Annotated in this window: 21 protein-coding genes; 14 read left to right on the forward strand and 7 right to left on the reverse strand. The window is 70.2% G+C overall.

The features are described 5' to 3' along the window. Positions 1–28 precede the first annotated feature (28 nt). Positions 29–295, reverse strand: coding sequence for a hypothetical protein (locus tag ACYF6T_RS40955; protein ID WP_461703053.1), 267 nt, complete (start codon positions 293–295; stop codon positions 29–31). Positions 296–609: 314 nt separating this feature from the next. Then, on the reverse strand, positions 610–1935 hold the full coding sequence (locus tag ACYF6T_RS40960) for a cysteate synthase (protein ID WP_461703054.1): 1326 nt from the start codon (positions 1933–1935) through the stop codon (positions 610–612). Between the two features lie 416 nt (positions 1936–2351). On the opposite strand from ACYF6T_RS40960, the gene ACYF6T_RS40965 reads away from it, so the two are divergent. From ACYF6T_RS40965 to dpgC, 13 genes are all read left to right on the forward strand, one after another. Next, on the forward strand, positions 2352–2714 hold the full coding sequence (locus ACYF6T_RS40965; protein WP_461703055.1) for a cobalamin B12-binding domain-containing protein: 363 nt from the start codon (positions 2352–2354) through the stop codon (positions 2712–2714). Continuing rightward, positions 2711–4111, forward strand: coding sequence for a methylaspartate mutase (locus tag ACYF6T_RS40970; RefSeq protein WP_461703056.1), 1401 nt, complete (start codon positions 2711–2713; stop codon positions 4109–4111). Before ACYF6T_RS40965 ends, ACYF6T_RS40970 begins: the two co-directional genes overlap by 4 nt. After that, a complete protein-coding gene (locus ACYF6T_RS40975) occupies positions 4098–5339 on the forward strand; it encodes a beta-ketoacyl-[acyl-carrier-protein] synthase family protein (RefSeq protein WP_461703057.1) in 1242 nt (413 codons plus the stop codon). Before ACYF6T_RS40970 ends, ACYF6T_RS40975 begins: the two co-directional genes overlap by 14 nt. Positions 5340–5626: 287 nt before the next feature. Continuing rightward, positions 5627–6625: a cytochrome P450 gene (locus ACYF6T_RS40980; protein WP_461703058.1), complete on the forward strand. Its 999-nt coding sequence runs from the start codon at positions 5627–5629 to the stop codon at positions 6623–6625. Between the two features lie 11 nt (positions 6626–6636). After that, positions 6637–7725, forward strand: a complete 1089-nt coding sequence (locus tag ACYF6T_RS40985) for a sulfotransferase (protein WP_461703059.1) — start codon at positions 6637–6639, stop codon at positions 7723–7725. A gap of 202 nt (positions 7726–7927) precedes the next feature. Then, positions 7928–8944 (forward strand): beta-ketoacyl-ACP synthase III, encoded by a 1017-nt coding sequence (locus ACYF6T_RS40990; RefSeq protein WP_461703060.1) that lies wholly within the window; start codon positions 7928–7930, stop codon positions 8942–8944. Positions 8945–8986: 42 nt separating this feature from the next. Beyond that, complete coding sequence (locus tag ACYF6T_RS40995) at positions 8987–9226, forward strand: acyl carrier protein (RefSeq protein WP_461703061.1); 240 nt, start codon at positions 8987–8989, stop codon at positions 9224–9226. Then, on the forward strand, positions 9226–10461 hold the full coding sequence (locus ACYF6T_RS41000) for a beta-ketoacyl-[acyl-carrier-protein] synthase family protein (protein WP_461703062.1): 1236 nt from the start codon (positions 9226–9228) through the stop codon (positions 10459–10461). Before ACYF6T_RS40995 ends, ACYF6T_RS41000 begins: the two co-directional genes overlap by 1 nt. 41 nt (positions 10462–10502) lie before the next feature. Then, on the forward strand, positions 10503–11663 hold the full coding sequence (locus ACYF6T_RS41005) for a methyltransferase (protein WP_461703063.1): 1161 nt from the start codon (positions 10503–10505) through the stop codon (positions 11661–11663). 290 nt (positions 11664–11953) lie between these two features. Next, a complete protein-coding gene (locus ACYF6T_RS41010) occupies positions 11954–12178 on the forward strand; it encodes an MbtH family protein (protein ID WP_461703064.1) in 225 nt (74 codons plus the stop codon). A gap of 171 nt (positions 12179–12349) precedes the next feature. After that, entirely contained in the window at positions 12350–13516 is a 1167-nt protein-coding gene (dpgA, locus tag ACYF6T_RS41015) for a 3,5-dihydroxyphenylacetyl-CoA synthase DpgA (protein ID WP_461703065.1), read from the forward strand. After that, entirely contained in the window at positions 13513–14199 is a 687-nt protein-coding gene (dpgB, locus tag ACYF6T_RS41020) for an enoyl-CoA-hydratase DpgB (protein WP_461703077.1), read from the forward strand. The genes dpgA and dpgB overlap by 4 nt, the downstream gene beginning before the upstream one ends. Then, a complete protein-coding gene (dpgC, locus tag ACYF6T_RS41025) occupies positions 14196–15524 on the forward strand; it encodes a (3,5-dihydroxyphenyl)acetyl-CoA 1,2-dioxygenase DpgC (RefSeq protein WP_461703066.1) in 1329 nt (442 codons plus the stop codon). The genes dpgB and dpgC overlap by 4 nt, the downstream gene beginning before the upstream one ends. 177 nt (positions 15525–15701) lie before the next feature. On the opposite strand, the gene ACYF6T_RS41030 is transcribed toward dpgC, so the two are convergent. Then, complete coding sequence (locus tag ACYF6T_RS41030) at positions 15702–16352, reverse strand: response regulator (protein ID WP_461703078.1); 651 nt, start codon at positions 16350–16352, stop codon at positions 15702–15704. Continuing rightward, positions 16340–17641, reverse strand: coding sequence for a sensor histidine kinase (locus ACYF6T_RS41035; RefSeq protein WP_461703067.1), 1302 nt, complete (start codon positions 17639–17641; stop codon positions 16340–16342). Before ACYF6T_RS41035 ends, ACYF6T_RS41030 begins: the two co-directional genes overlap by 13 nt. 394 nt (positions 17642–18035) lie before the next feature. Here ACYF6T_RS41035 and ACYF6T_RS41040 point away from each other — a divergent pair, with 394 nt between their 5' ends. Further along, positions 18036–18377: a hypothetical protein gene (locus tag ACYF6T_RS41040; RefSeq protein WP_461703068.1), complete on the forward strand. Its 342-nt coding sequence runs from the start codon at positions 18036–18038 to the stop codon at positions 18375–18377. Between the two features lie 33 nt (positions 18378–18410). Here the strand turns inward: ACYF6T_RS41040 and ACYF6T_RS41045 are convergent, their stop codons facing one another. From ACYF6T_RS41045 to cysD, 3 genes are all read right to left on the reverse strand, one after another. After that, a complete protein-coding gene (locus tag ACYF6T_RS41045; RefSeq protein WP_461703069.1) occupies positions 18411–19439 on the reverse strand; it encodes an ArsR/SmtB family transcription factor in 1029 nt (342 codons plus the stop codon). A gap of 271 nt (positions 19440–19710) precedes the next feature. Beyond that, positions 19711–20805 carry a ParB/RepB/Spo0J family partition protein gene (locus ACYF6T_RS41050; protein ID WP_461703070.1) on the reverse strand — a complete coding sequence of 365 codons (1095 nt, stop codon included), beginning with the start codon at positions 20803–20805 and terminating at the stop codon, positions 19711–19713. Between the two features lie 698 nt (positions 20806–21503). After that, positions 21504–22436, reverse strand: coding sequence for a sulfate adenylyltransferase subunit CysD (gene cysD, locus ACYF6T_RS41055; protein WP_461703079.1), 933 nt, complete (start codon positions 22434–22436; stop codon positions 21504–21506). Positions 22437–22756: the final 320 nt, after the last annotated feature.

The raw sequence follows: 22756 nt of genomic DNA on the forward strand, positions 1-22756 counted from the left end.
AAGACCGGGACCGCGGACGCTGGGTCAGTCAGGATCCCGTCGGCTGCACGACCACCAGACGGCCGGTTCCGGCGAGCGTCGCGAGATCCAGGTCGGCGACACAGCGGACGTCGTCGCCGTTCAGGTTGAGCGTCCCCTCGACGTGCACAACGCCGGCGCCCTTGTCGAAATCGGCCGAGCCCGTGTCGGTCGCCGCGAGGTCCAGCCGGACGCCGAGGTCGGTACCACCGCGCGTTCCGGTGAACTTGATGCTCACGTGCTGGAACTCCTCGATGCGTTTGCGCAGTTCCTCCACGGACGGTTCCGGACCCCCCATGACGACCGGATGTTCACCTTCACTCAGGCGCTGAGTCAATTCGTTCACGGTGCGTCTTCTCCTTCACAATCGCCCACGTATCACGGCCGGGCTTTGGGATACTGGCCCGCGACTCAGAATCAGCCGCCGGGATCAATGTAGTGGAGTGCGCGGCCAATTGGTCGCACGCTCTTGCTCTTTGTTCGGATCGCAAATCGTGCTTGCGGTGTTTGAAGCCTGTGGAATTCGACGCCGGCGGTGCCGCTCACCCTGGTGACAGACGTGCATTCGGGGTGCACGTACGGCAACGCGCATCACCCGGAAGCCGCTGAGGACAGACACATGGCGGCGATCTCCCGCACCGTATCCGGACCGGCCGTCTTCACGCTGACCCGGAGTCCGGGCTCGGCGGGCACCAGTCGCTGGTCGTCGGCCTGCCGGAGCCGGCCCCCGCCGGTGATGTTGACCAGGACCACGGCGTCCCGCTCCACGGTCCCGTTCGCGACGGCGTCGAGCAGACAGGCGACGGCCACGCCCGCAGCCGGCTCGATGTCGATCCCCTCCCGCTCCAGGAACGTCCTGCGCGCCGCGACAACGGCCGCGTTGTCGGCGGTCAGCACGTCGCCCCGGCTCTCCTGCAGCGCGTCGCGCACCCCGCCGCGGACTTCGTAGGGCGGTGCCCAGTTCGTCAGCTCGTCGGCGTGCACGTTCCGGATGACGTCCCGGTAGCGCTGTGGAGAGACTCCTGCGGTGAACGCGGGATTCCGATTCCAGGCGTCATGGATCGGGGTGAACGGGCGGTTCTGACACAACCGGAGCGCCGGCAAGGGCTCACCGGCCGGTCGGGCAAGTCTTTTCGCCGCTTCCAGGACCGCTATGGCGCCGGTGCCGCTGCCGACCGCCTGGAAGTAGTGCGCGGGCAGCCGCTCCATGACCTCGTACGCGGCCAGCAGCACGGTCGCCAGGCCGTCGCGGCGGCCCACGTTGCGGATACCGCCCTCGATCTGGAAGGAGGGCAGGCGTGCGACGGCGTCCGCGAGCGCGATGGCGTCCGGATAATCTCCGTCGTCGATCACCACGAGGTTCACGCAGGGGCGCAGCGGTTCCGAGAACCGCATCCGCGCCAGGCCCTTCTTCGGGACCAGCACCAGGCACGGGGTCCGGGTGCGGGAACAGGCCCAGGCGAACGCGGCGCCGGTGTTTCCGGAGGAGGCCGTGGTCAGGACGGTCCGGTCGGCGGCGAGCCGACCGAGCACGGTGTACGCCTCGTACTCCTTGAACGTCCCCGTGTGCAGCCGCGCGCCCCGCTCGGGCCAGTAGCCGTTGAAAGCGATCCAGAGGTTCGGCATGCCCAGCACGGAGGCCAGCCCCCGGCTGCGGTACACGACTGGCCCGCCCGCACCCGGCAGGATGCGGGCGACCGGCAGCCAGTCCTGGTAGCGGAACAGACCCTGCTGGTCGCTCCTGGGGCTGAACTCAGCGGTGTCGTAGCGGGTGGTGAGCAGGGCCGGGGGATGATTTCCCCGGCATTCCAGTATCAGTCCGTCGTCTTCCTGCCGAAGACCGCAGTAGGAGCAGACCAGTTCGTAATGTCGTGCCCGCTTCGGTATGCCGTCGGCACCAGAAACACTCGCATACAAGCCGTATTCCTCATTTCTGCCGCCGAAGCACAGACCGGTTTTCGCGTTGTCCTCGAACGAGGCGCGCAGGCCGTCCGATTATGACCGGGGGCAAGCGAGCCGATCAATACGCGGCAGACGCCTGCGGCCCGCCCCCGGGCGCCTTGGTGTTCAACTGCGTCGCCGCGGCGATTGAACACCGTCGGACTTCCCAGGTGAGTCGTCGTGGGCTTTGATGGGCGCATCGTCAGGTTCGTGGATCGCAACGTGAAATACCGTTGCCGAAAATGCGCTCAGAGGTGGCCGTGGAAGCCGGAGCAGACGTCCCACGACCTGATCGCCACTCCGGACCACCCGCGTCCGGGCATCGCTCGTCGCCAACCGCACTCCGAGTCGTCGTCTCCAGTACCCCCTCCGACGCCCACACCTGGAACCTCGTGTATCTCCATCTGGTCCTCGAAGAACTCGGGCATCAGGTGACCAACCTGGGCGCCTGTGTCCCCGCCGCGCTCCTCGTCGAACACTGCCGCACGCACCGGCCCGATCTGGTCGTGGTGAGCAGCGTCAACGGCCACGGGATGATCGACGGGATGCAGCTGATCCCGGCGCTGCGCGCCCACCCGGAGTTGTCCGGGACCCGGGTGGTGATCGGGGGAAAACTGGGCATCGGCACGTCGCAGGACACGCGACATCTGCCCGGCCTGCTGGAGGCGGGGTTCGACGCCGTCTTCACCGAGGACGACGAGCCGGACGGCTTCCGCTCGTACCTGCGGACGCTGGAGCGAGGAGGCCGGCCATGACCGCCCACGATCCGTCCGCCGCCCTGGCGTGCCCGGCTCCCGCGCGGCCGACGCGCGCCACGTTCAGCGGATTCGTGCGCCGGGCCCGGGAGTCGGGCGACCTCGTTGTCCAGGCGCGCATGGGTATGAGCGACCCGCGCCGAATGCTGGAGGGGTTGCTCGCCACGAAGCGGGCGGCGGCGGTCACGGTCGGCACCATCACCGTGGACAGCTTCACGCGGCTGCGCGACCTCGGCTCGGCCCGGCGTGCCGTCAAGGACGGCGTCGAGCTCAACGGCTATCCCATCGCCACCCACTCCGCACGGACCACCCGCGCCCTGCTCGACGGCGTCGCCGACACCGGATTTCCCATCCAGGTACGGCACGGCTCCGCCGCTCCGCAGCACATCGTGACCGCCTCCGTCCGGGCCGGACTGCACTCCACAGAAGGCGGCCCGGTCTCCTACTGCCTGCCCTACGGGCGCGTTCCGCTGCGTGAGTCCGTGCGCAACTGGGAGGAGTCCTGCGAGATCCTGCTGCGGCACCGGGCGCCGGGGGCCGAGCCCCACCTGGAGACCTTCGGCGGCTGTCTGATGGGGCAGTTGTGCCCGCCCGGTCTGCTCGTCGCGCTCAGCGTGCTGGAGGCGATGTTCTTCCGTGCTCAGGGCCTGCGCGACATCTCGCTCAGTTACGCCCAGCAGACCCACGCCGCAGACGACCAGGAAGCCGTCAGGGCACTCAGGACTCTCGCGCGGGAACTGCTGCCCGACGTCGACTGGCACATCGTCGTGTACGCGTACATGGGCATGGCCCCCCGCACTCCCGGCGGGTGCGGACTACTACTGGACGCCGCGGCCGAACTCGCTGCGGCCACCGGGGCGGAACGCCTCATCGTCAAGACCGTCGCCGAGGCCTACCGCATCCCCACGGTCGCGGAGAACGTCGCCGCCCTGGAGCGTGCGGCCCGCGCGGTGCCGCCGGACGCGGCGGTCCGTAAGGCGGACGCGGCCTTCGAGACGGGGATCCTGGACGAGGCGCGCACGCTGGTCGGCGCGGTCCTCGACCTCCACCCCGACATCGGCCGGGCGCTGACGATCGCCTTCGAGCGCGGCTACCTCGACATCCCGTACTGCCTCCACCCGGACAACGCAGGGCTCAGCCGAGGCCGGCTCGGCCCCGACGGGCGGCTGCGCTGGGCGGACACCGGCCAGATGCCGATCCGGGCCCGGCCGGCGCCCGGTACCGCGATCCACCGGTCCGACTCCGCCGCGTTCCTCGACTCCCTCACCTACCTGGCGCGCCGCTACGACCGGCTCGCCCTGGAGACGGCTTCCCGCCGCGCACTCGACGGCCATCCCGCCTCCGCATCCGGCCGTTCCGGCACCGACGAGGAGGAGAGTGCTCATGGCCAGTGCTGACCGGCGGATCGTCGTGACCGGCCTCGGCGCGACCACACCGCTGGGCGGGGACGTGCCCTCCGCGTGGTCGGCCCTGCTCGCCGGGAAATCAGGCGTCCGCCGACTGGACGACTGGCCGCAGGACCTCCCGGTCCGGATCGGCGGTGTCGCCGCCGTCGACCCGTCGTCGCTGCTGAGCGCCGCGGAGCTGCGCCTGATGGACCGCAGCGCCCACCTGGCGTTGGTCGCCGCCCGGGAGGCCTGGCAGGACGCGGGTGCACCGGACGTGCCCCGGGAGCGGCTCGGCGTCTCGGTCGGGACGGCTCTCGGCGGCCATATATCGCTGCTCGACGGACACGACGTCCTGCGGGAGCGCGGCTGGCGCCGGATGGCCCCGTACACCGCTCCCCGGGCCATGCCCAACGCCGCGGCGGGCTGGGTCGGCATCGAGTTCGGGGCCGAGGCCGGGACCCACACCGCCAACAGCGCCTGCGCTTCAGGGGCGGAAGCGATCGGCCTCGGCGTCGACATGATCCGTTCCGGGCGGGCCGATGTCGTCCTGGCCGGCGGCACCGAGTCGTCGGTGACCCCGATGTGGGGGGCACTGTTCTCGGTCATGGGCGCGCTGTCCCGGTGCGACGATCCCAACGCCGCGTCACGGCCGTTCGACCGGGCCAGGGACGGGTTCGTGCTGGCCGAGGGCGCGGGGATCGTCGTACTCGAATCGGCCGAGCACGCCGCCCGGCGTGGTGCCGCGGTCCACGCGGTGGCCGCCGGGGTCGGGTACTCCTCCGACGCGCACCACATCGCCATCCCGCATCCGGAGGGTGCGGGTCTTGCCGCGGCCATGCGCCGGGCTCTGGACGACGCGCACCTCACCCCCCACCACGTGGTGCACGTCAGTGCGCACGCGACATCCACGCAGGTGGGCGACGCGGCGGAGGCCACCGCTCTGCGCCTGGCGCTCGGTGTCGCCCTGCCGGGGGCGGTGGTGACGGCACCGAAGTCACTGACCGGGCACATGGTCGGAGGCTCAGGGGCCTTCGAGGCGATTGCGGCGATCCGCACCCTGTGCGAGGGCGTGGTGCCGCCGACCGCCAACCTTCACGACCCCGACCAGCAGGCCGTCGAGGGACTCGACATCGCCACCGAGGCACGGGAGTTGCGGTTGCGCCCGGGAGACGCGGTCCTGACGAACTCATCCGGTTTCGGCGGGCACAACGTGGTGCTCGCGTTCACCTCGGCGTAGGCCACCCTCCGATGTCCCGTACCCCATCACCCCACTGAGCGAGGAAGGACGCGCCGATGACAGTGCACGGCATGCACCGCATAGGTCCACTGCCCGAGGCCTGCCGGTCCGTGCCGCAGGCCGTGACCTCCGTCGTCGCCCCGACCGGGGACCGGATGTGGCTGGTGCGGGACTACGCGCTGGCCCGTCTGGTACTGACCGACCGCCGGTTCAGCCGGTCCGGGGCAGTCGCCGCGGACGCGCCGAAACTGCTGGATGCGCAGCCCGTCCCGGAGTCGGTGATGAGCATGGACGGCGCCGACCACGCAAGACTGCGGCGCACCACGGCCAAGTCGTTCACCTCCCACCGGATCGCCGCGCTGGAGCCGTTGGTGCAGGAACTGACCGACACGCTCCTGGACCGGATGGCCGCCGCGCCCCAACCGGCGGACTTCATCTCGGAGTTCGCGGAGCATCTGCCGCTGACTGTGCTGTGCGGACTGCTTGGCGTGCCGAAGGAGGACAGCGAACGGTTCGGCGGCTGGGTGGAGGTGCTGTTCGACATCGAGGCCGATCCGGAGACCCAGTACCTACGCCGACTCGAGCTGGTCCGCTACATGGGGAAGCTGCTGGATGCCAAGGCTCGCAGTCCGCAGGATGACCTGCTCAGCTCGCTGATCGGCGAGCACCACCGCGGTGAGATGTCCCGTTCGGAGATGCTCACCATGGGACTCACGCTCCTGATGGCCGGGTTCCAGTCCACGATCGGTCAACTGGGTCTCACCGTGCTCTCCGTCCTGTCGGATCCGGAGGTGTCGTGGGAACTGTCGGCCGAGCCGGACCTGTTGCCCTTCGCCGTCGAGGAGACGATGCGGCTCAACCCGGCATCGCTCATCAGCTTCCCGCGCGTCGCGCTCGAATCGGTGGCACTCGGCGAGGTCACTGTCCGGGCCGGCGAGGCGGTCGTCGTCTCGTTCCTGCACGCAAACCGCGACGAGAAGGTGTTCCACAAACCGGAACACCTGGTCCTGGAGGACCGCAGTCCGGGGCATATCGCCTTCGGACACGGCCCGCACCGCTGTCTGGGAGCACCGCTTGCGACCCTTCAGCTGCGCGTCACCCTGGCCCGGCTGTTCGAGCGGTTCCCTACCCTGCGCCTCGCGGACGTCCCCGAGCCGGTGGTGTGGAAGGAGGGCCTTGCCACCCGTGGCCTGTCACGACTTCTGGTCACCTGGGAGACCGAACGGAGCGACGACGAGGCCGAACCGGCCGCGGACGTCGCGCCGGCCGCAGGGGCGGTGCGATGAGGGTGCCCGCGGTGACAGGTGATGTGGGAAGCACGGCCCTGGCCTGGGAGCCGTCCGCGCGCCCGCCGATGTGTCTGGTGCTGGGCACCGGCAGGTGCGGGTCGACAGCGCTGTCAGAGATTCTGCGCGGGCATCCGGAGGTGCTGAGCGTCTCGGAGCTGTTCGCCGGCCTGCGCGGGCGTGATCTCACCGAACGGGACATGGAGGGCGGCGAGTTCTGGCGGCTGATTGCCACGCCGCACCGGGCGGACAGCGCCCTGCTGCGCTTCAAGGTGGCGCCCGAGGTGCTCTATCCGCTCTTCCACCCGCGCGACGGCGCGAACCGCTTCGCCTGGCCGGCCGGTCTCCCACCGCTGGCGGGCGTCACCCTGCCGCATCTGACGGACCGTCCGGACGACCTGTACGAGGAGTTGGAGGCCGGGGCACGCGCACTGCCGAGGCAGCCGCTGTCCGAGCACCTTTGGTGGCTGTTCGCGATGCTCGCGCGGGACCGGCAGCCCTCCGTGGTGGTCGAGCGCTCGGGCGGATCGCTGGGGCAGGCGGCGGCGCTGCTGCGGCTGTTCCCCCAAGCCCTCGTCGTGCACGTGTACCGGGACGGCCGCGAGTGCGCGCTGTCGATGAGCCGTCATGCGCGCTTCCGGCTCAGCGCGATCCAGGCGGACCTGACCACGGCGTTCGGCTACGACCCCTATGCCGAGGACGGCCACGGACCCGGCCACACGCCCGTGGACGGCCCGCTGGCCGACCTCACTCCCGACCGGCTGACGAAGGACGCCTTCGAAGGCCACGAGGTGCCGTTGAGCCGTTACGGCCTGATGTGGTCGGCCGTCGTCGCGGAGGGACTGCCCGTGCTGTCCGACGCATCCCGCCTGCTGGAGATCGACTACCGCGATCTGGTGGACGAACCGCAGAAGGTCATCGCCGCCTTCCACGACTTCCTCCAAGTCGGCCGCGATCCGGCCCGGGAGGCGCGGCAGGCAGCGCAGATCTCCCGCCGCGTGGACGCCCGCGCCGAACTCGGCGCGGACGAGTGGGCGGAACTGTCGCAGGCCTGCCGTATGGGCATGAACCGGCTCTACGGCCGAGGCGGTTGGACATGACCGGCCCAGCGCGACGCCGGCCCGCTCGCCGGACACTGCGATCGACGGCAACCGTCTTCGACGCGTGTCAGGTGCTGTCCGAAGCCCCCTGTGCCCGGCACCGCAGGACCTCCGAAGGCCCCTCCGGCCGCTCGGTGGGCGGTAGTTGTCCCAAGCGAGCAGGCGACGCGGCCACCGGGGCCCGGCTGGAAGGAGAGGCCGTATGGGAGCCATGACGCCGCAGGGTCCGCGCACCGCCGTCCTGTCCGGGCTGGGAGCCTTCGTACCGCCGAGGACGGTCACCAACGACGACCTGAGCACCGAACTGAACACCTCGGACGCCTGGATCATCAGCCGTACCGGTGTCCGGGAGCGGCACGTCGTCGACCCGGGGACGGCCACCGCCGACCTGGCGGCCGAGGCGGGCGCCCGGGCCATGAAGTCCGCGGGCGTGACCCGGGTCGACTGCGTGGTGCTCGCGACGACCACGCCGGATCGGCCGTGCCCGGCCACCGCCCCGGAGGTCGCCGCCCGGCTCGGCGCCGCCGGAATCCCCGCCTTCGACCTCGGGGCGGTGTGCAGCGGATTCGTCTACGGGCTGGCGGCCGCCGCCGGGCTGATCAGCCTCGGCACCGCAGGCACCGTGCTCCTCATCGGCGCCGACACCTTCTCCACCCTCCTCGACCCGGCGGACCGCTCCACCCGCGTCATCTTCGGCGACGGCGCCGGGGCGGTCGTCCTGCGTGCCGGGAACGCGAGCGAACGGGGGGCACTCGGCCCGGTGGACCTGGGCAGCGACGGCACCCTCAGCGAGCTGATCATGGTGGCTGAGGGCGGTTCCCGTTCGCGGTCGGCCGATCCGACATCGCTTCGGGCCGGGTACTTCACGATGAACGGCAGGTCGGTATTCCGCACCGCGGTCGACCGGATGACCGAGTCGTCCCTGACGGTCCTGGAGCGCGCCGGCTGGGCACCTGACGACGTGCACTGCCTCGTCGCCCACCAGGCCAACCTCCGGATCATCGACGCCGTCGGCGAACGGCTGGGCATCCCGAAGAACCGCCGCGTCACCAACATCGAGCGGGTGGGCAACACCGCTGCCGCTTCCATTCCGTTGGCCCTGGCCGATGCCGCCGGCACGTCGCTGCAGGCCGGCGACCGGGTCCTCCTGACCGCCTTCGGAGGTGGCGCCACCTGGGGGTCCGCCGCGCTCGTCTGGCCGGAGGTCGTCGTGCACTGAGCAGCCCGCCACACCTGTTCGCCCATCCCTGAGGAGACTTCCGTGAACGGCATCGAAGAACGTCTGGCCGCGCTGCTGACCTCCAGGTTCGGCGTGGATCCCGCCATCACCGACCCGAACACCACGTTCGGGGACCTGCAGATCGACTCCATCAGTCTCGTCGAGCTGGCCATGATCGCCCAGGAGGAGTTCGGCGTCCCGGTCGGCGACGACGACTTCACCGCCGACCACACCGTACGGACGGCCGCGGCGCTCCTGGCCAGGAAAGGCGTGCGTGTCTGATGCCCGCCGCACGCGGTCGCTTCGACGTCGCGGTCACCGGCCTCGGACTGGTGACCGCGGCGGGCATCGGTACTGCCGCGACCTGGCGCGGGGTCTCGGCGGGAGAGTCGAATGCGAGCACCGACCCCGCGCTGGCGGGAGTACCCGTCGACTTCTCCTACCGCGTGCCCGACTTCGACGCCGACAGACGGCTGGGACGCCGGATCGCCTTCCGTCTCGACCGGTACGCGCAGTTCGGTCTGGTGGCGGCGCGCGAGGCGGTCACCGACGCCCGGCTCGACACGTCGGCGTGGGACCCCGCACGGGTCGCAGTGGTGATGGGTACCGCCCTGGGCGGCATGTCCGCCTGGGAACGCGAGAGCCGTGTGCTGACCGACAGGGGCCCGGAACACGTCTCGCCACGGCTCATCCCGCAGGCCGGCGTGAACATGGTCGCCGGGGAGATCGCCATTGATCTCGGCGCGGCGGGCCCCAACTTCGTCGTCTCCACGGCCTGCGCGTCCGGTGCCACCGCGGTCGGCACCGGCCGCGAACTGCTTCGCTCAGGACTGTGCGACATCGTTCTGGCCGGTGGTGCCGAGGCGGCCACCTGTCCGCTCGTCGTAGCGCCGTTCGCCCGGATGGGGGCACTCTCGCGACGATGCGACAGTCCTTCCACCGCCTCCCGGCCGTTCGATGCCGACCGGGACGGGTTCGTCATCGGTGAGGGCGCCGCGGTGCTTGTCCTGGAGCGCCCGGAGCACGCCGCCGGACGCGGCGCGCGGACGCACGCCCTGATCAGTGGCTATGGTGCCTCCGCCGACGCGACCCATCCCAACGTGCCCGACCCCGAAGGTCTCGGCATCGACCGCGCGGTGACGACGGCACTCCGGGACGCCGGACTTTCGCCGAAGGAGATCGACCACGTCAACGCGCACGGTACGGCCACGCCGCTCAACGACGCCACCGAGGCCCGGACCATGCGCCGGCTGCTCGGCGACCACCCGGTGCTCACCTCGGCCAAGGGGGCCACCGGGCACACCCTGGGCGCGGCGGGTGCCATCGAGGCCGCGCTCACCGCACTGACCGTCCTGCACGGCAGCGTGCCGCCCACGGCCAACCTGACGTCCCTGGACCCCGGCATCGGGCTGGACGTGGTCGCGAAGGCCGCACGTCCCATGGCCGTCGAGGCCGCCCTCAGCAACTCGTTCGGTTTCGGCGGCCAGAACGCAGCCCTCGTCCTTACCCGCTGCTAGTGCAATGGCCCGCAGCAAGCGAACTGGAAGGCATGGTTCTCATGAACACAGTCGTGGATGCCGCGGCGGCGACCGGCGACGATCCCGTCTGGGATCCGCTGGCCTCGCGCGAGTCGGCACCGGTGCCGGACGGGGCCGCACTCGTCGAGAGCTGGTCGCGCCGGGACGAACTCAGCCTCCGCCTGCTGCTTGAGGCGATCCAGCGTATGGGCGTCTTCCGGCAGGCCGGGCAGGAGTGGCGCGTCGACCAAACCGACGAATTGGGCATCGCCCCGCAGCACCGCGAGTTGTGGGAGGCACTGCTCGCCGCCCTGGTGGACGCACGACTGCTGGAGCAGGACGGCGAGGTGTTCCGGGCCACGTCGGCCGTCGAGGAGACACACAGCCGCGACCTCGCCGCCGAGAGCGCCCGGCTTGTGGCGCGCCACCCGGAGGTGAGCGCGCAGATGCGGCTGGTCCAGGCATGCCTGGCCCAGTACCCGCGGCTGCTACGAGGGGAGGCCAAACCCACGTCGGTGCTGTTCCCGGGCTGGTCGATGGAACTGGTCGAGGGCGTCTACCGCGGTGACCCCGTCTCCGACCGGCTCAACCAGCTCGCCGCAGAGGCGGTCGCCGCCCGGGTCGGAACGCACACCGGGTCCGCCCCGCCCCGGCTGCTGGAGGCGGGGGCCGGAACGGGCGGTTCAGCCGCCCAGATCCTCGCGACGGTACCGCCCGGCACGGACGGGCTCACCTATGTCTACACGGACGTCTCCCCCAGCTTCCTGCGCCACGGTCAGCGGCGGTTCGGCACGAAGTACACCGGCATGGAGTTCCGGCGCCTGGACATCGAGAGCGACCCCGCCGCACAGGGCTTCGACGCCGGCGAGTTCGACATCGTCGTAGCCGCCAACGTCCTGCACGCCACGAAGAACCTGCGAAGCACCCTCGCGATCGTGCGCGGGCTCCTGCGCGACGGAGGCTGGCTGGTGCTCCGGGAGATCACCAACCCGCTGCTGTTCACCACGATGACGTTCGGACTCCTGGAGGGGTGGTGGCTCTCGCAGGACCGCGCCGTGCGTATCCCCCGCTCACCGCTGGCCGACGCGGAGACCTGGCGGGCCCTGCTGACCGAGGCCGGCTTCCGCCGTGTCGCCGTGCTCGCTCCCACCGAGGTCGGAGGGCAGGTGCTCGGACAGCATGTGCTCGTGGCGGAGGCGTGACCGGCGCGGTCTCCCACTCAGTCGTCTTTCTCCCGAGCCTCCGGTCACATTGCGTCCGGATGGCGAGGGAGTCCATTTTCCTTTGCAGCGATCCGGTTTTCAGACCCCTTGAAAAGGGTCACCGCGCTTTACACCGACCGCCCGCCCGGGCTGTTCAACTGAGGCGGTGGCGCAGTTGAGCACCGCCCTTTGACGTCTCATGGCTCACTGTTGATGCGGGCCCGGCGCTCCGTCATAGTTGCCTTGCCTGCCTGTACGAAGTCAATTCACTCCAGAGAAAGGAAAATTCCGTGGCGAATCCCTTCGATGATGCCGACGCGCAATTCCTGGTGCTGATGAACGAGGAGGAGCAGTATTCGCTCTGGCCGGTCTTCGCCGAGGTCCCTGGCGGGTGGAAGACGGTCTTCGGCGAGGCGGGGCGCCAAGAGTGCCTCGACTACATCGAGTCCGCGTGGACCGACATGCGGCCGAAAAGCCTTGTCCAGGCCATGGAGAAGAACCAGGCGAACAACTGATCCGCGCCGCCCGGCAGCGGCGCCCGGCGGGGCGGCTCGATCCGTACAGGACGGCAAGCCGCCACGAGCCGGCCCACCCGGGGGAAAAGCCCGAAAGGAAGAGACCGTGAACACGTTCGGCGCTGCACCACAACCGCGGAGCAAACCCCGTATGTGGGGGTGGACCTTCCGATGACCATCGACACCGACCTGCCCGAGGTCCTCGGCGAGGTCCTGGACCCCGCGGTGCTGAGCACCGGCCGCCCCGCGGCCGAGGGCCGCCACCCGGTATTCCCCACCCGGCCCCGGATCGCCGGGGTGGGTACGGCCGTGACCGCAACCTCCTACTCCCAGCGGGAGGTGCTGGACGCCCTCAAGATCACCGACCCCAGGGTGCGGTCCGTCTTTCTCAACAGCGCGATCGAAAGGCGCAGCCTCGCGCTGCCTCCCGAGGACGGCCACGGGGCCCGGCTCCCGGAGGAGCAGGGCGACCTGCTCGACAAACACAAGGCGTTGGCGATCGAGATGGGCGCAGAGGCGCTGCGCGCGTGCTTGAAACAGGTGGGCGCCGACCTGTCCGACCTTCGTCACCTGTGCTGTGTGACGTCCACGGGATTCCTCACCCCGGGGCTCAGCGCACTCCTCATCCACGAGCTGGGCATCGACCGCCACTGCGGCCGGACCGACATCGTCGGCATGGGGTGCAACGCGGGGCTCAACGCCCTGGGGGTCGTGGCCGGCTGGTCCATGGCCCATCCCGGCGAACTCGCCGTCGTCCTGTGCGTAGAGGCATGCTCCGCCGCCTACGCAGTGGACTCAACGATGCGGACGGCGGTCGTCAACAGCCTCTTCGGGGACGGCGCGGCGGCCGTCGCGCTCATCGCGGCCCAGCAGCAGGACCTGCGGGACGGCGCCCGCTCGCCCGCCGTCCTCGACTTCGCCAGCTGCATCATCCCGGACGCGGTCGACGCCATGCGCTACGACTGGGACCGTACCCAGGGCAGGTTCAGCTTCTTCCTCGACCCGCACATTCCCTACGTGGTGGGCGCGCACGCCGAGATCGTCGTCGACCGCCTGCTCGCGGGCACGGGCCTGCGCAGGAGTGACATCCGGCACTGGCTGGTCCACTCCGGCGGCAAGAAGGTGATCAACGCCGTCGTGGTCAACCTCGGGCTGACCCGTCACGACGTACGGCACACCATCGGCGTGCTGCGCGACCACGGCAACGTCTCCAGCGGCTCGTTCCTGTTCTCCTACGAACGACTCCTCGAAGAAGACACCGCTCGACCGGGCGACTACGGAGTACTCATGACCATGGGACCTGGCTCCACCATAGAGACTGCGCTGGTCCGTTGGTGAGGCCGGAGCACGTCGGGGATCACGCACTCACGATCAGTATCGACGGGACCGAGCGGCTGTCGCCCACCACCGTCAAGGCCCTCGGAGCCCTCTGCGACCAGGCGGAGGACCGGGGTGGCGACGGCATCGTGATCGTGGACGCCACCGGAACCCCGGCCGGTGACTGGACTCTCGGCCTGGACGTGACGTTGATCACCAAGTGGGAGCGCGCGCTACGGCGGTTGGAGCGCCTCCCCATGGCCACAGTCTCGGTGGCCCGCATGGACTGCGGCGGTACGGCCCTCGACGCGTTCCTGGCCGCCGACGTCCGGGTGACGACACCCGGGACACGGCTGCTGGTCCCGCGTGGCGCCGCAGGCACCTGGCCCGGCATGGCCGGCTACCGGCTCGTCCAGTTCGCCGGTGCCGCGCGGATCCGACGCGCCGTGCTGTTCGGCCTGCCGATCGAGGCGCCCGAAGCCCTGGCGCTGGGCATCGCCGACGAGTTGGTGGAGGATCCCGCGGCCGCGGTCGCGGCCGCCGCCGGACTGGCCAGCGGTATGTCCGGCAAGGAGGTGGCCATCAGGCGCCAGTTGCTGTTCGACGCGACGACGACGAGCTTCGAGGACGCTCTGGGCGCTCACCTGGCCGCCTGCGACCGCGCCCTGCGGCATGAGACGGCGAAGGAGGCGCCGGCGCCATGACGAGCGTACTGCCGCCGCAGGCGGATATGCGTGACATCTGGTCCACCGTCTCCGAAGCCGCGCTGCGGGTCGAGGACATGGTGGCCGCACTGCCGGAGCCGGCTGCGCGCTCTGCCGAACAGCGAGCTGAGCTCGCCGCCGCAAGGGACACGATCCGGTCCCTGCGCGTCCGGTTCCTTGACGCACACGTCGCCACCGTGTACGACCGGCTGACCGACGGCCGTACGACCGCCCTGGGGCTCGAGGAACTGCTCGACGCCGCCGCCACCGCCTTTCCCGGCCTGGTGCCGACGCCCGCGCAGCTCGCGTCCGAGCGGGGGCGGGAACAGGCCGGCAAGGAAGGCCACGAGATCGACCAGGGCATCTTCGTGCGGGCGGTCCTGCGTTCACCGTCGTCCGGTCCGCATCTACTCGACGCCATGCTCCGGCCGACGCCGCGTGCCCTGCGACTCCTGCCGGGCTTCGTGAGCAGCGGCGTCGTGGAGCTGGAGACGCTGCGGCTGGAGCGGCGGGACGACGCCGTGGCCCGGGTGACCATGCTCCGGGACGACTGTCTGAACGCCGAGGACAGTGCGCAGGTCGACGACATGGAGACCGCCGTCGACCTCGCTCTGCTCGATCCCGCCGTGCGGGTGGGGCTGCTGCGCGGCGGGGAAATGAGCCACCCCCGCTACCGTGGCAGGCGGGTGTTCAGCGCGGGCATCAACCTCAAAAAGCTCAGCTCCGGCGACATTCCGCTGGTCGGCTTCCTGCTGCGGCGCGAACTCGGGTACATCCACAAGCTCGTCCGGGGCATACTCACCGACCACCCGGGCCACTGGCGCTCCCCCCGGACAGAGAAGCCGTGGGTCGCCGCCGTGGACGGTTTCGCCATCGGCGGTGGCGCCCAGCTGTTGCTGGCGTTCGACCATGTGCTGGCCTCGTCCGACGCCTTCCTCAGCCTCCCGGCCGCGAAGGAGGGGATCATTCCGGGTGCCGCCAACTTCCGGTTCAGCCGGTACGTCGGGCCGCGGCTTTCCCGGCAGGTCATTCTCGGCGGGCGCCGGATCTGGGCGACGGAGCCGACCGCGCGGCTCCTGGTCGACGAGGTCGTGGAGCCGTCCGAGATGGACACCGCGATCGAGCGCAGTCTGGCGCGGCTCGACGGTCAGGCCGTCCTCGCCAACCGGCGGATGCTGAACCTCGCCGAGGAACCGCCTGAGGCCTTTCGCTCGTACATGGCGGAGTTCGCCCTGGAGCAGGCCATCCGGCTCTACAGCGACGACGTGATCGACAAAGTCGGCCGGTTCGGCCGGGCCCGGCCCGCCGTTGGGCGGACCGAGTGACCGGAAGTGCCCGGATGCGCTGCACGGGAGAGGACACGTCGCGGTGGTGACCGGGGCAGGTGTGCGGGGCCTTCTCCAGCGGACATCGCTTCCGGAAGCAGGAAGCAGACCGGCCACAGCAGCGCCGCAGCGATGCCCCGGCCTCCGGGGGCCAAGTAACCGGCGACGGGACCGGGTTCAGCTCTGTTCGGCGCCGAGGAACCGCAGGACGGCGAGAACGCGCCGGTGGTGTCCGTCGGCCGTGGGCAGGTCCAACTTGGAGAAGATGCTGTTGATGTGTTTGGCGACCGCGCTGTCGGTGACGACCAGGTCCTCGGCGATGGCGGTGTTGGAACGGCCCTCGGCCATCAGGGCGAGCACCTCCCGCTCACGAGGTGTGAGCCGCTCCATCGGGTCGCTGCCCCGGCGCAGCAGCAGTTGGGCGACGACCTGGGGATCCAGCGCCGTGCCGCCGGCCGCCACCCGCCGGACCGTCGCGGCGAACTCCTCGACGTCGGCGACGCGTTGCTTCAGCAGGTAACCTACGCCGCTGGTCTCGGCGGTGAGCAGGTCGGCGGCGTAGCGTTCCTCGACGTACTGGGACAACAGGACCACGGCTGTCGTGGGCCACCGCCGGCGGATCGCCAGTGCCGCGTGCACGCCCTCGTCGGTGAATCCCGGCGGCATGCGGACATCGATCAGCGCCAGGTCCGGCCGATGCTCCTCCACCACGGTCAACAAGGCCTCGGCGTCGCCCACTTCGGCCAACACCTCGAACCCCGCCATCTGCAGTACCTTGACGAGCCCCACACGCAGCAGCACGGAGTCCTCGGCGATCACCGCCCGCACTGCGGCTCCCACGGCAGCTCCGCGGTAACGGTGGTCGGCCCTCCGACGGGGCTGCTGATCCGGAAGACTCCGTCGAGCGCGCCCACCCGCTTGGCCAGGCCGCTCAGCCCGGTGCCGGCGACCGCGTCGGCGCCGCCCACACCGTCGTCGGTGACCTCCACCTGCAACACCTTCCCGATCCGGCGTACCGTCACGTCCACGGCCGTGGCACGCGCGTGCTTGGTGACGTTGGTCAGCGCCTCGGAGACGACGAAGTACGCGGCCGATTCAACACGGCGCGTCGCCCGCCCGTCCAGGTCGACCTGGAGGCGTACGGGCGACGGAACCCGGGCCGCGAGACCGGACAGCGCGGCGTCGAGGCCGCGGTCGTCGAGCACCGCGGGATGCAGTCCCCGTACGAGACCGTTCAGTTCGATGATGGCCTCCTTGGCCTCGCGGTGCGCCTCGTCGATCACCCGGTGAACCTCGTCCGGCATGTCCTTGAGTGTCGCCCTGGCCAGTCCCAGGTTGACCGCCAGGGAGACCAGGCGCTGCTGGGTCCCGTCGTGCAGATCACGTTCGATGCGGCGACGCTCGGCGTCCGCCGCCTCGGCCAGGTCGGAACGACTGCTGGTGAGGTCCGTGACGCGACGCTGAAGTCGCTGCGCTCGGCTGGGTCCGAGCAGCAGCAGTGCCCATCGGGTTTCCGTCCGCGACACCACTCCGACGAGCCAGTACGTCACGGCGAGGAGCAATAGCCCACCCGCCGTGACCCACAGGCCGCGGATCGCGGTGAGTTCCATGAACCGCCCGTCCGGCACCACCCACATCCACACGTAGACGGTGGTAGCCGCGATACCGGCCGTCCACGCGGCGAGCACCAGCAGCTCCGCGGCAGCGATGAACGGGCCCAGCACGGCATGGTACGCGGCCTGCCGCCACGTCGATGCGGAGGCGAACAAGCGAGGCAGGTGCCGCAGGCCGAGACGTCTTCCCGTGGCCGGCTCCGGCACCGACGGGAAAGGGGGGAGCTCCACCCCGATCAGTTCTCGGTGACGCCACCGTTGCACCCTGGTCAGCGGCAGGGCCACGAGCGGGAGCAGGACGAGGACGACGACGAGCGGGGGCCCGGCCTCCCAAGGGGAGTGCACGGACCTGACCACCGGTTTGAACCCGAGCCAGATCCACACCAGCACCGAGGCCATGTGCGGTACGACGCCCGCAGCCAGAAACACCGTGTCCTGCCGGGTCGCCCTGATCCGACGTCGTAGCAAACGCCCGTGGGGCTCGAGCGCGGAGAGCAGCGTCATGCCCCGACCGTAAAGCTCCAGGTGGGCGGGCGCCATGGATCTGCCTTCAGTCTCAATGGTGAAGCAGGCACCACCTCGAAGCCGGTCGCGGCCGTTACTGACCGTCGCGTGCCCGGCGGGCCAGGCTGTTCACAGGTCGCCGACCGGCTGCGCCAGGCGACGGCAACGATGTGGAGGAATCATGAGCGTGCCACACACGGACGGTTCGCGAACCCGCGGTGGGCCGGCGTCACCACAGCCGCCGCACTCATGGCAGGCCACGGCGGATCCGCAGGGTACCCGAGCCGCGTACGGCGTGGCCGCCGGACCCGGTGCCACAAGGCCGCCGCGACGTCAGTGGCCCGGTGCCGGGTCCCGACGGCTGGGCCTGGCACTCGTCGGTTGCGGGGTCGCCATGGTCCCGTGGCTGGTCTTCCTCGCGCAGAGCCTGCCGACCACCACGCGCGTTCGGCACTGGTCCACGGCGTGGGTGGGGCTCGATGCCCTGGAAGCGATAGGTCTGGCCGCGACGGGCCGGCTGCTGCTCCGCCAGGACCCCCGCTGTTCCCTCACGGCCACGGCGACAGCTGCGCTTCTGGTGGCCGACGCCTGGTTCGACGTCACGACCTCGGCGGCCGGAGCCGAGTTCGCCACGGCGGTTGCGATGGCTCTCGGCCTTGAGTTGCCGATGGCCACTGCGTGCACGGCAGTGGCACTGCGGTCGCTGCCGAGGCGGGCCCAGAGTCCGGATCGGTGACCGGCGCTCCGGCACGGAGTCCGCGTCACAGACCTACCGGTGCCGAACTGCCCCACTGTCCACGAGGGCGCGGCCCAGCCGGGTCGCGCAGTGCAGGACGCGCTTTCCGTCACGCTGGCTGGTGACCAGGCCGGCTGCCCTGAGCACGGAGATGTGCTGGCTAGCGGCCGACAGGGAAACCCCGGCACCTTGGGCCGCCTCGGAGGTGGACATGCACACCCGGCGCGTGAGGGATCTCAGGAGCAGAGCCCGGGACCGGCCGAGCAGCGCGGGAAGCCCCGGCCGGTGCCGGTCGCCGACGAGCGCGGTGAGCTGGCCGGCGACCTCTCGCTGCACCGGATAGACGAGGGTCGGTGTGAGCGACTCGTCCACGAGCGTGAGGACCCTGCGCCAGCAGAAGTAGGACGGCACCAGGCGCAGTCCGCGGCCGTCGAGGTACAGATCACGGTCGTGCGGATAGGGCAGCAGCAGGACGGGCGACTCCCAGCGCGCTGTCGGCAGTCCGCGCAGGAGCGCCTCGCTGCCCCCGTCCACCAACTGCCGTACCCGCAGGTTCACATCGGCGTCGATCTGGACGTGCACGTCGTGCCAGACCGGCGCGAGGGTGGCGTCGAAGTAGCTCTGCAGGGCCTGGCCGAGTCTTTCGAGGGCCGGCTTGCGGCCCTCGGCCAGCTCCGTCGTCCAGGTGGGCAGGCTGGTGATGCTTCCGAGCACCTCCAACTCGCTTCGCAGCCGCCACGGAGGGGTGCTCAGCACCTTGTCTATCGCCTCCTCCGGAACGGCTGCAGGCTCGGCCGGGGTGAGGAAGTCCGGAATGTACGGTCCCAGCGGCACGAGCGGCCTCAGGACCGCTCTCACGAGACGGTAACTGGGGTGCGCCAGCTCGGTCGTGGCGCGCTGCCACCACTGTCCGAAGACGAGTTCGCTTTCCTTGCTCTGAAGGCGACAGAGGCTGCAGATCACCTCCCACATGGGATCTGGCTCGGTCGCGAGCCGTATGCGCTGCAGATCGTCAGAAGTGAAGTGAATGCGCAGCATGAGTCCCCCGATTCCCAGTGCCATCAGTGTGACTCTCCGGGCAGACGGCGGGGAGGAGCATTCACGTCAAGGCTCCCGGCCGTGCGTGCCTTGTGGCGTCTATCGTGTCGGTCGCCTCAAGTGCCGGTTCGTGTCCGCCAGTTGCACAGTGGTGCGGTCGTCCAGAGGTTGCGTGATACGACGGCCCTGCACGTCGCGCGCATGCCGGCGACGACACCTGCTCAGAACGGTTCTTCGGGAGCCGCGGCGGCACGTCGGGCCGACGGTCGCCGCCGCAAGCGCCGACCGGACAGCCTCACCGGGGGATCGGCTGGACCCGTTCGTTCAGCTCGCGGGCGATGGCCTGCCAGGTCTCGGCATACTGCCGAGCGAGGTCCACGACCAGCGTCCGGCAGTGAGGCGGCACCGCAGCGATCAGGTCTGCCCAACCCCGGGTCCCGATGACCGCGTTCTGCCGGAGCAACGACAGCAGTTGCCTTCCCGCTCCCTGGTGGCGGAGGGCAGGATCCCGCAGCAACTTCTCCAGAACGGAAGCCGGATCGCGCGGGGCGACGCGTCGTGCCGGCCACTCGCCCTGCGTCGCGGCGGTGTCGGCGGATGGCACGGGGTCCCGCGCGACAGGTCGCTGCAGGACAGGCGCTTCGCCGACGCTCATGCGTTTGCGTACGTCGCTCGCGGTCGCCGGTGAGATCCCGGCGAGCCGTGCCACCTCGCGCAGGGAGGCCTGCGGACGCTCCGCGATCAATTGGGCCGCCCTGCGCCGACCCGCCGCGCCGTTCAACGGACGGACCTTGCCGTCCCGGCCGACGCGCGTGTCGGGCTGTGACGCGGCACCCGCGACTCCACGCCGGATGGCCGCCACCGTCTTGGCTCCGAGGCCCGCGATCTGCGCGATCGCCCGATCGGACATGTGAGGATGCGATGCGACGATGCGCACGGCCGCCGCACGGCGATCGGCTACAGACAACGGAAGTCCATGCCGCACGTTCGCTTCGACGGCACGCAGGAAGGCGTCCTCGGCGGTGCCGTCGAAAAAGGTGACATCAATTCGCTGCTGTCCCCTGTGAATTGCGGCGCCGAGGCGATGCATCCCGTCGATGACGCGCATACTGCCCCGGTCGACGAGAAGGGGCGGTAGCGGCTCGTCGACCTGGGCCAGTCTGGCGATGTGCTCCCGGTCTTCTCCCGTCGAACGGGGGGACTCGCTCCGCTTCAGGGCTGCGATCGGAACTGAGACCACTTTTTGTTCACGTTCTTCGGCAAGAACCGAGGTACCGCTGACGCCGAAAAACAACCTGGCGTATCCCGATCCGTTCCACGCGATTTCGGACGCTTCCAAACCAATAACCCCCACCCATGCCACCGTAGGGTCGTTCTTCCTGGGGATCATGCACGCTCGGCCGCTGACAGTCAGAACGCTCAGTCCCAGGAGGTAGCGCGACTCGGCATGTGATTATGCCGTGCCCCTCCCGTGACTGTCGACGCATCCGGCCAGAATGAAACAGTGTTCAACATCTGTCGCTCTGGGGCATCACAGAGGAATTCTTTACCAAATCGCGGGCCACCCACCGGCCACCCGATGCCCCCCACGGCGGTCCCGCCGGCTCGTCCGGGCGGGGTGTAGCCAGCACCACCCCGGATGCGGAAAGCAGCGACAACGACAACGTGAGCCCGTGCCAGCAGAGTTGACGGCATGACCTCGCGTTTCGGATGGGCCGCCTGCACGCTGACCACCGCCGGTGTGGCCCTGATCCCTTGGATCTTCGTCCTGTCACAGGTGACCGGCCCCCACCCGGTGGCGTGGATCGGCCTGGACACGATGGAGGCCGTCGGCCTCATCGGCACCGGACTGTCACTGGCCCGAGGTGACCGGCGCCGCATCGCACTGGCCGCGGCCACCGCCGCGTTGCTGGTGGTCGACGCCTGGTTCGACGTGCTGACCTCGGCGCCCGCGGCCGAATGGGGGGCTGTACTGATGGCCGTCTGCGTCGAACTGCCCCTCGCCGGCCTGTGCACAGCCGTAACCCGCAGTGCCCTGCGTAGGGCGTATTGCACACCGGTCACTTCGCTTCGGCATTCCCTGCGCGATCAGAAGTACCCCTCGCGTTTGCGGTCCTCCATGGCAGCTTCCGACAGCTTGTCGTCCGCCCTGGTGGCCCCGCGTTCGGTACGCCGGGACGCCGTGATCTCGGCGATCACCTGCCCGACCGTGACCGCGCGCGAGTCCACGGCCCCAGTGCACGACATGTCACCGACGGTGCGATAGCGCACCATGCGGCGCTCGACCCGTTCGCTCTTCCCGGGACCGCCCCAGTCTCCGGCCGTGAGCCACATGCCCGAGCGGGCGAATACGTCGCGTTCGTGGGCGTAGTAGATGTCCGGCAGGTCGATGTGCTCCCGGGCGACGTACCACCAGACGTCCAGTTCGGTCCAGTTGGAGAGGGGGAAGACGCGCACATGTTCACCGGGTAGGTGCCGACCGTTGTAGAGCCGCCAGACCTCGGGCCGCTGGCGTCGGGGGTCCCATCCGCCGAACTCCCCGCGCACACTGAAGATCCGCTCCTTGGCACGTGCCTTGTCTTCGTCACGGCGCCCGCCACCGAACACCGCGTCGTACTTGCCCTCGGCGATGGCGTCCAGCAGGGGCGCCGTCTGCAGCGGGTTGCGGGTGCCGTCTGGACGTTCACGAAGCCGGCCGTCGTCGATGTAGTCCTGGACACGCGCTACATGCAGCCGCAGGCTGTGCCGCTCGACCGTGCGGTCACGATGCTCCAGTACCTCTGGGAAGTTGTGCCCGGTGTCGACGTGCAGCAGCCCGAACGGCAGCGGTGCGGGCGCGAAGGCCTTCAGCGCGAGGTGCAGCATGACGATGGAGTCCTTCCCACCGGAGAAGAGGATCACCGGCCGTTCGAGCTCCCCCGCCGCCTCGCGGATGATGTGCACCGCCTCACTTTCGAGCATGTCCAGGTGCGATAACGCCCGAGGGGCACTGTGGCTCTCCGGCAGGCTGTCGGCCGCCATCGTCATGCCATCGGCCCTCTCACTCACGGTGGATGTGATCGTCGCGCTCCCGCCACGGGGCGGGTTCGCCGCATACGACGTGTCGGCCCGGCCGGCCGTCCCGACGTGCCGGGCGCGGTAGGCGGCTGCCGGCCTTCGGTTCGCCGAATGTACTGCTCGCTCGGCCCGGCCGCCGAACGGCGAGAGAGGAGCCTACGCGTTCAACCCGTGCGACGCCGCAGTTGAACGCGATGTGCGACCGCCCCGGACCTGGCCGGGGCATCGCCGTCCGGCCCGCCGACCCGTCTTGCTCCCCGCACCTGGGCTCGGTCATAGTGACG

Source organism: Streptomyces sp. 7R007, assembly GCF_054850255.1.

Excerpts from the sequence above, each read along its gene's own strand:
- ACYF6T_RS40970 (WP_461703056.1), top strand. The coding sequence starts at position 2,711 with ATGACCGCCCACGATCCGTCCGCCGCCCTGGCGTGCCCGGCTCCCGCG.
- ACYF6T_RS40975 (WP_461703057.1), top strand. The coding sequence starts at position 4,098 with ATGGCCAGTGCTGACCGGCGGATCGTCGTGACCGGCCTCGGCGCGACC.
- ACYF6T_RS40980 (WP_461703058.1), top strand. The coding sequence starts at position 5,627 with ATGGACGGCGCCGACCACGCAAGACTGCGGCGCACCACGGCCAAGTCG.
- ACYF6T_RS40990 (WP_461703060.1), top strand. The coding sequence starts at position 7,928 with ATGGGAGCCATGACGCCGCAGGGTCCGCGCACCGCCGTCCTGTCCGGG.
- ACYF6T_RS41000 (WP_461703062.1), top strand. The coding sequence starts at position 9,226 with ATGCCCGCCGCACGCGGTCGCTTCGACGTCGCGGTCACCGGCCTCGGA.
- ACYF6T_RS41005 (WP_461703063.1), top strand. The coding sequence starts at position 10,503 with ATGAACACAGTCGTGGATGCCGCGGCGGCGACCGGCGACGATCCCGTC.
- dpgA (WP_461703065.1), top strand. The coding sequence starts at position 12,350 with ATGACCATCGACACCGACCTGCCCGAGGTCCTCGGCGAGGTCCTGGAC.
- dpgC (WP_461703066.1), top strand. The coding sequence starts at position 14,196 with ATGACGAGCGTACTGCCGCCGCAGGCGGATATGCGTGACATCTGGTCC.
- ACYF6T_RS41035 (WP_461703067.1), bottom strand. The coding sequence starts at position 17,641 with ATGACGCTGCTCTCCGCGCTCGAGCCCCACGGGCGTTTGCTACGACGT.
- ACYF6T_RS41040 (WP_461703068.1), top strand. The coding sequence starts at position 18,036 with ATGGTCCCGTGGCTGGTCTTCCTCGCGCAGAGCCTGCCGACCACCACG.
- ACYF6T_RS41045 (WP_461703069.1), bottom strand. The coding sequence starts at position 19,439 with ATGGCACTGGGAATCGGGGGACTCATGCTGCGCATTCACTTCACTTCT.
- ACYF6T_RS41050 (WP_461703070.1), bottom strand. The coding sequence starts at position 20,805 with ATGATCCCCAGGAAGAACGACCCTACGGTGGCATGGGTGGGGGTTATT.
- cysD (WP_461703079.1), bottom strand. The coding sequence starts at position 22,436 with ATGGCGGCCGACAGCCTGCCGGAGAGCCACAGTGCCCCTCGGGCGTTA.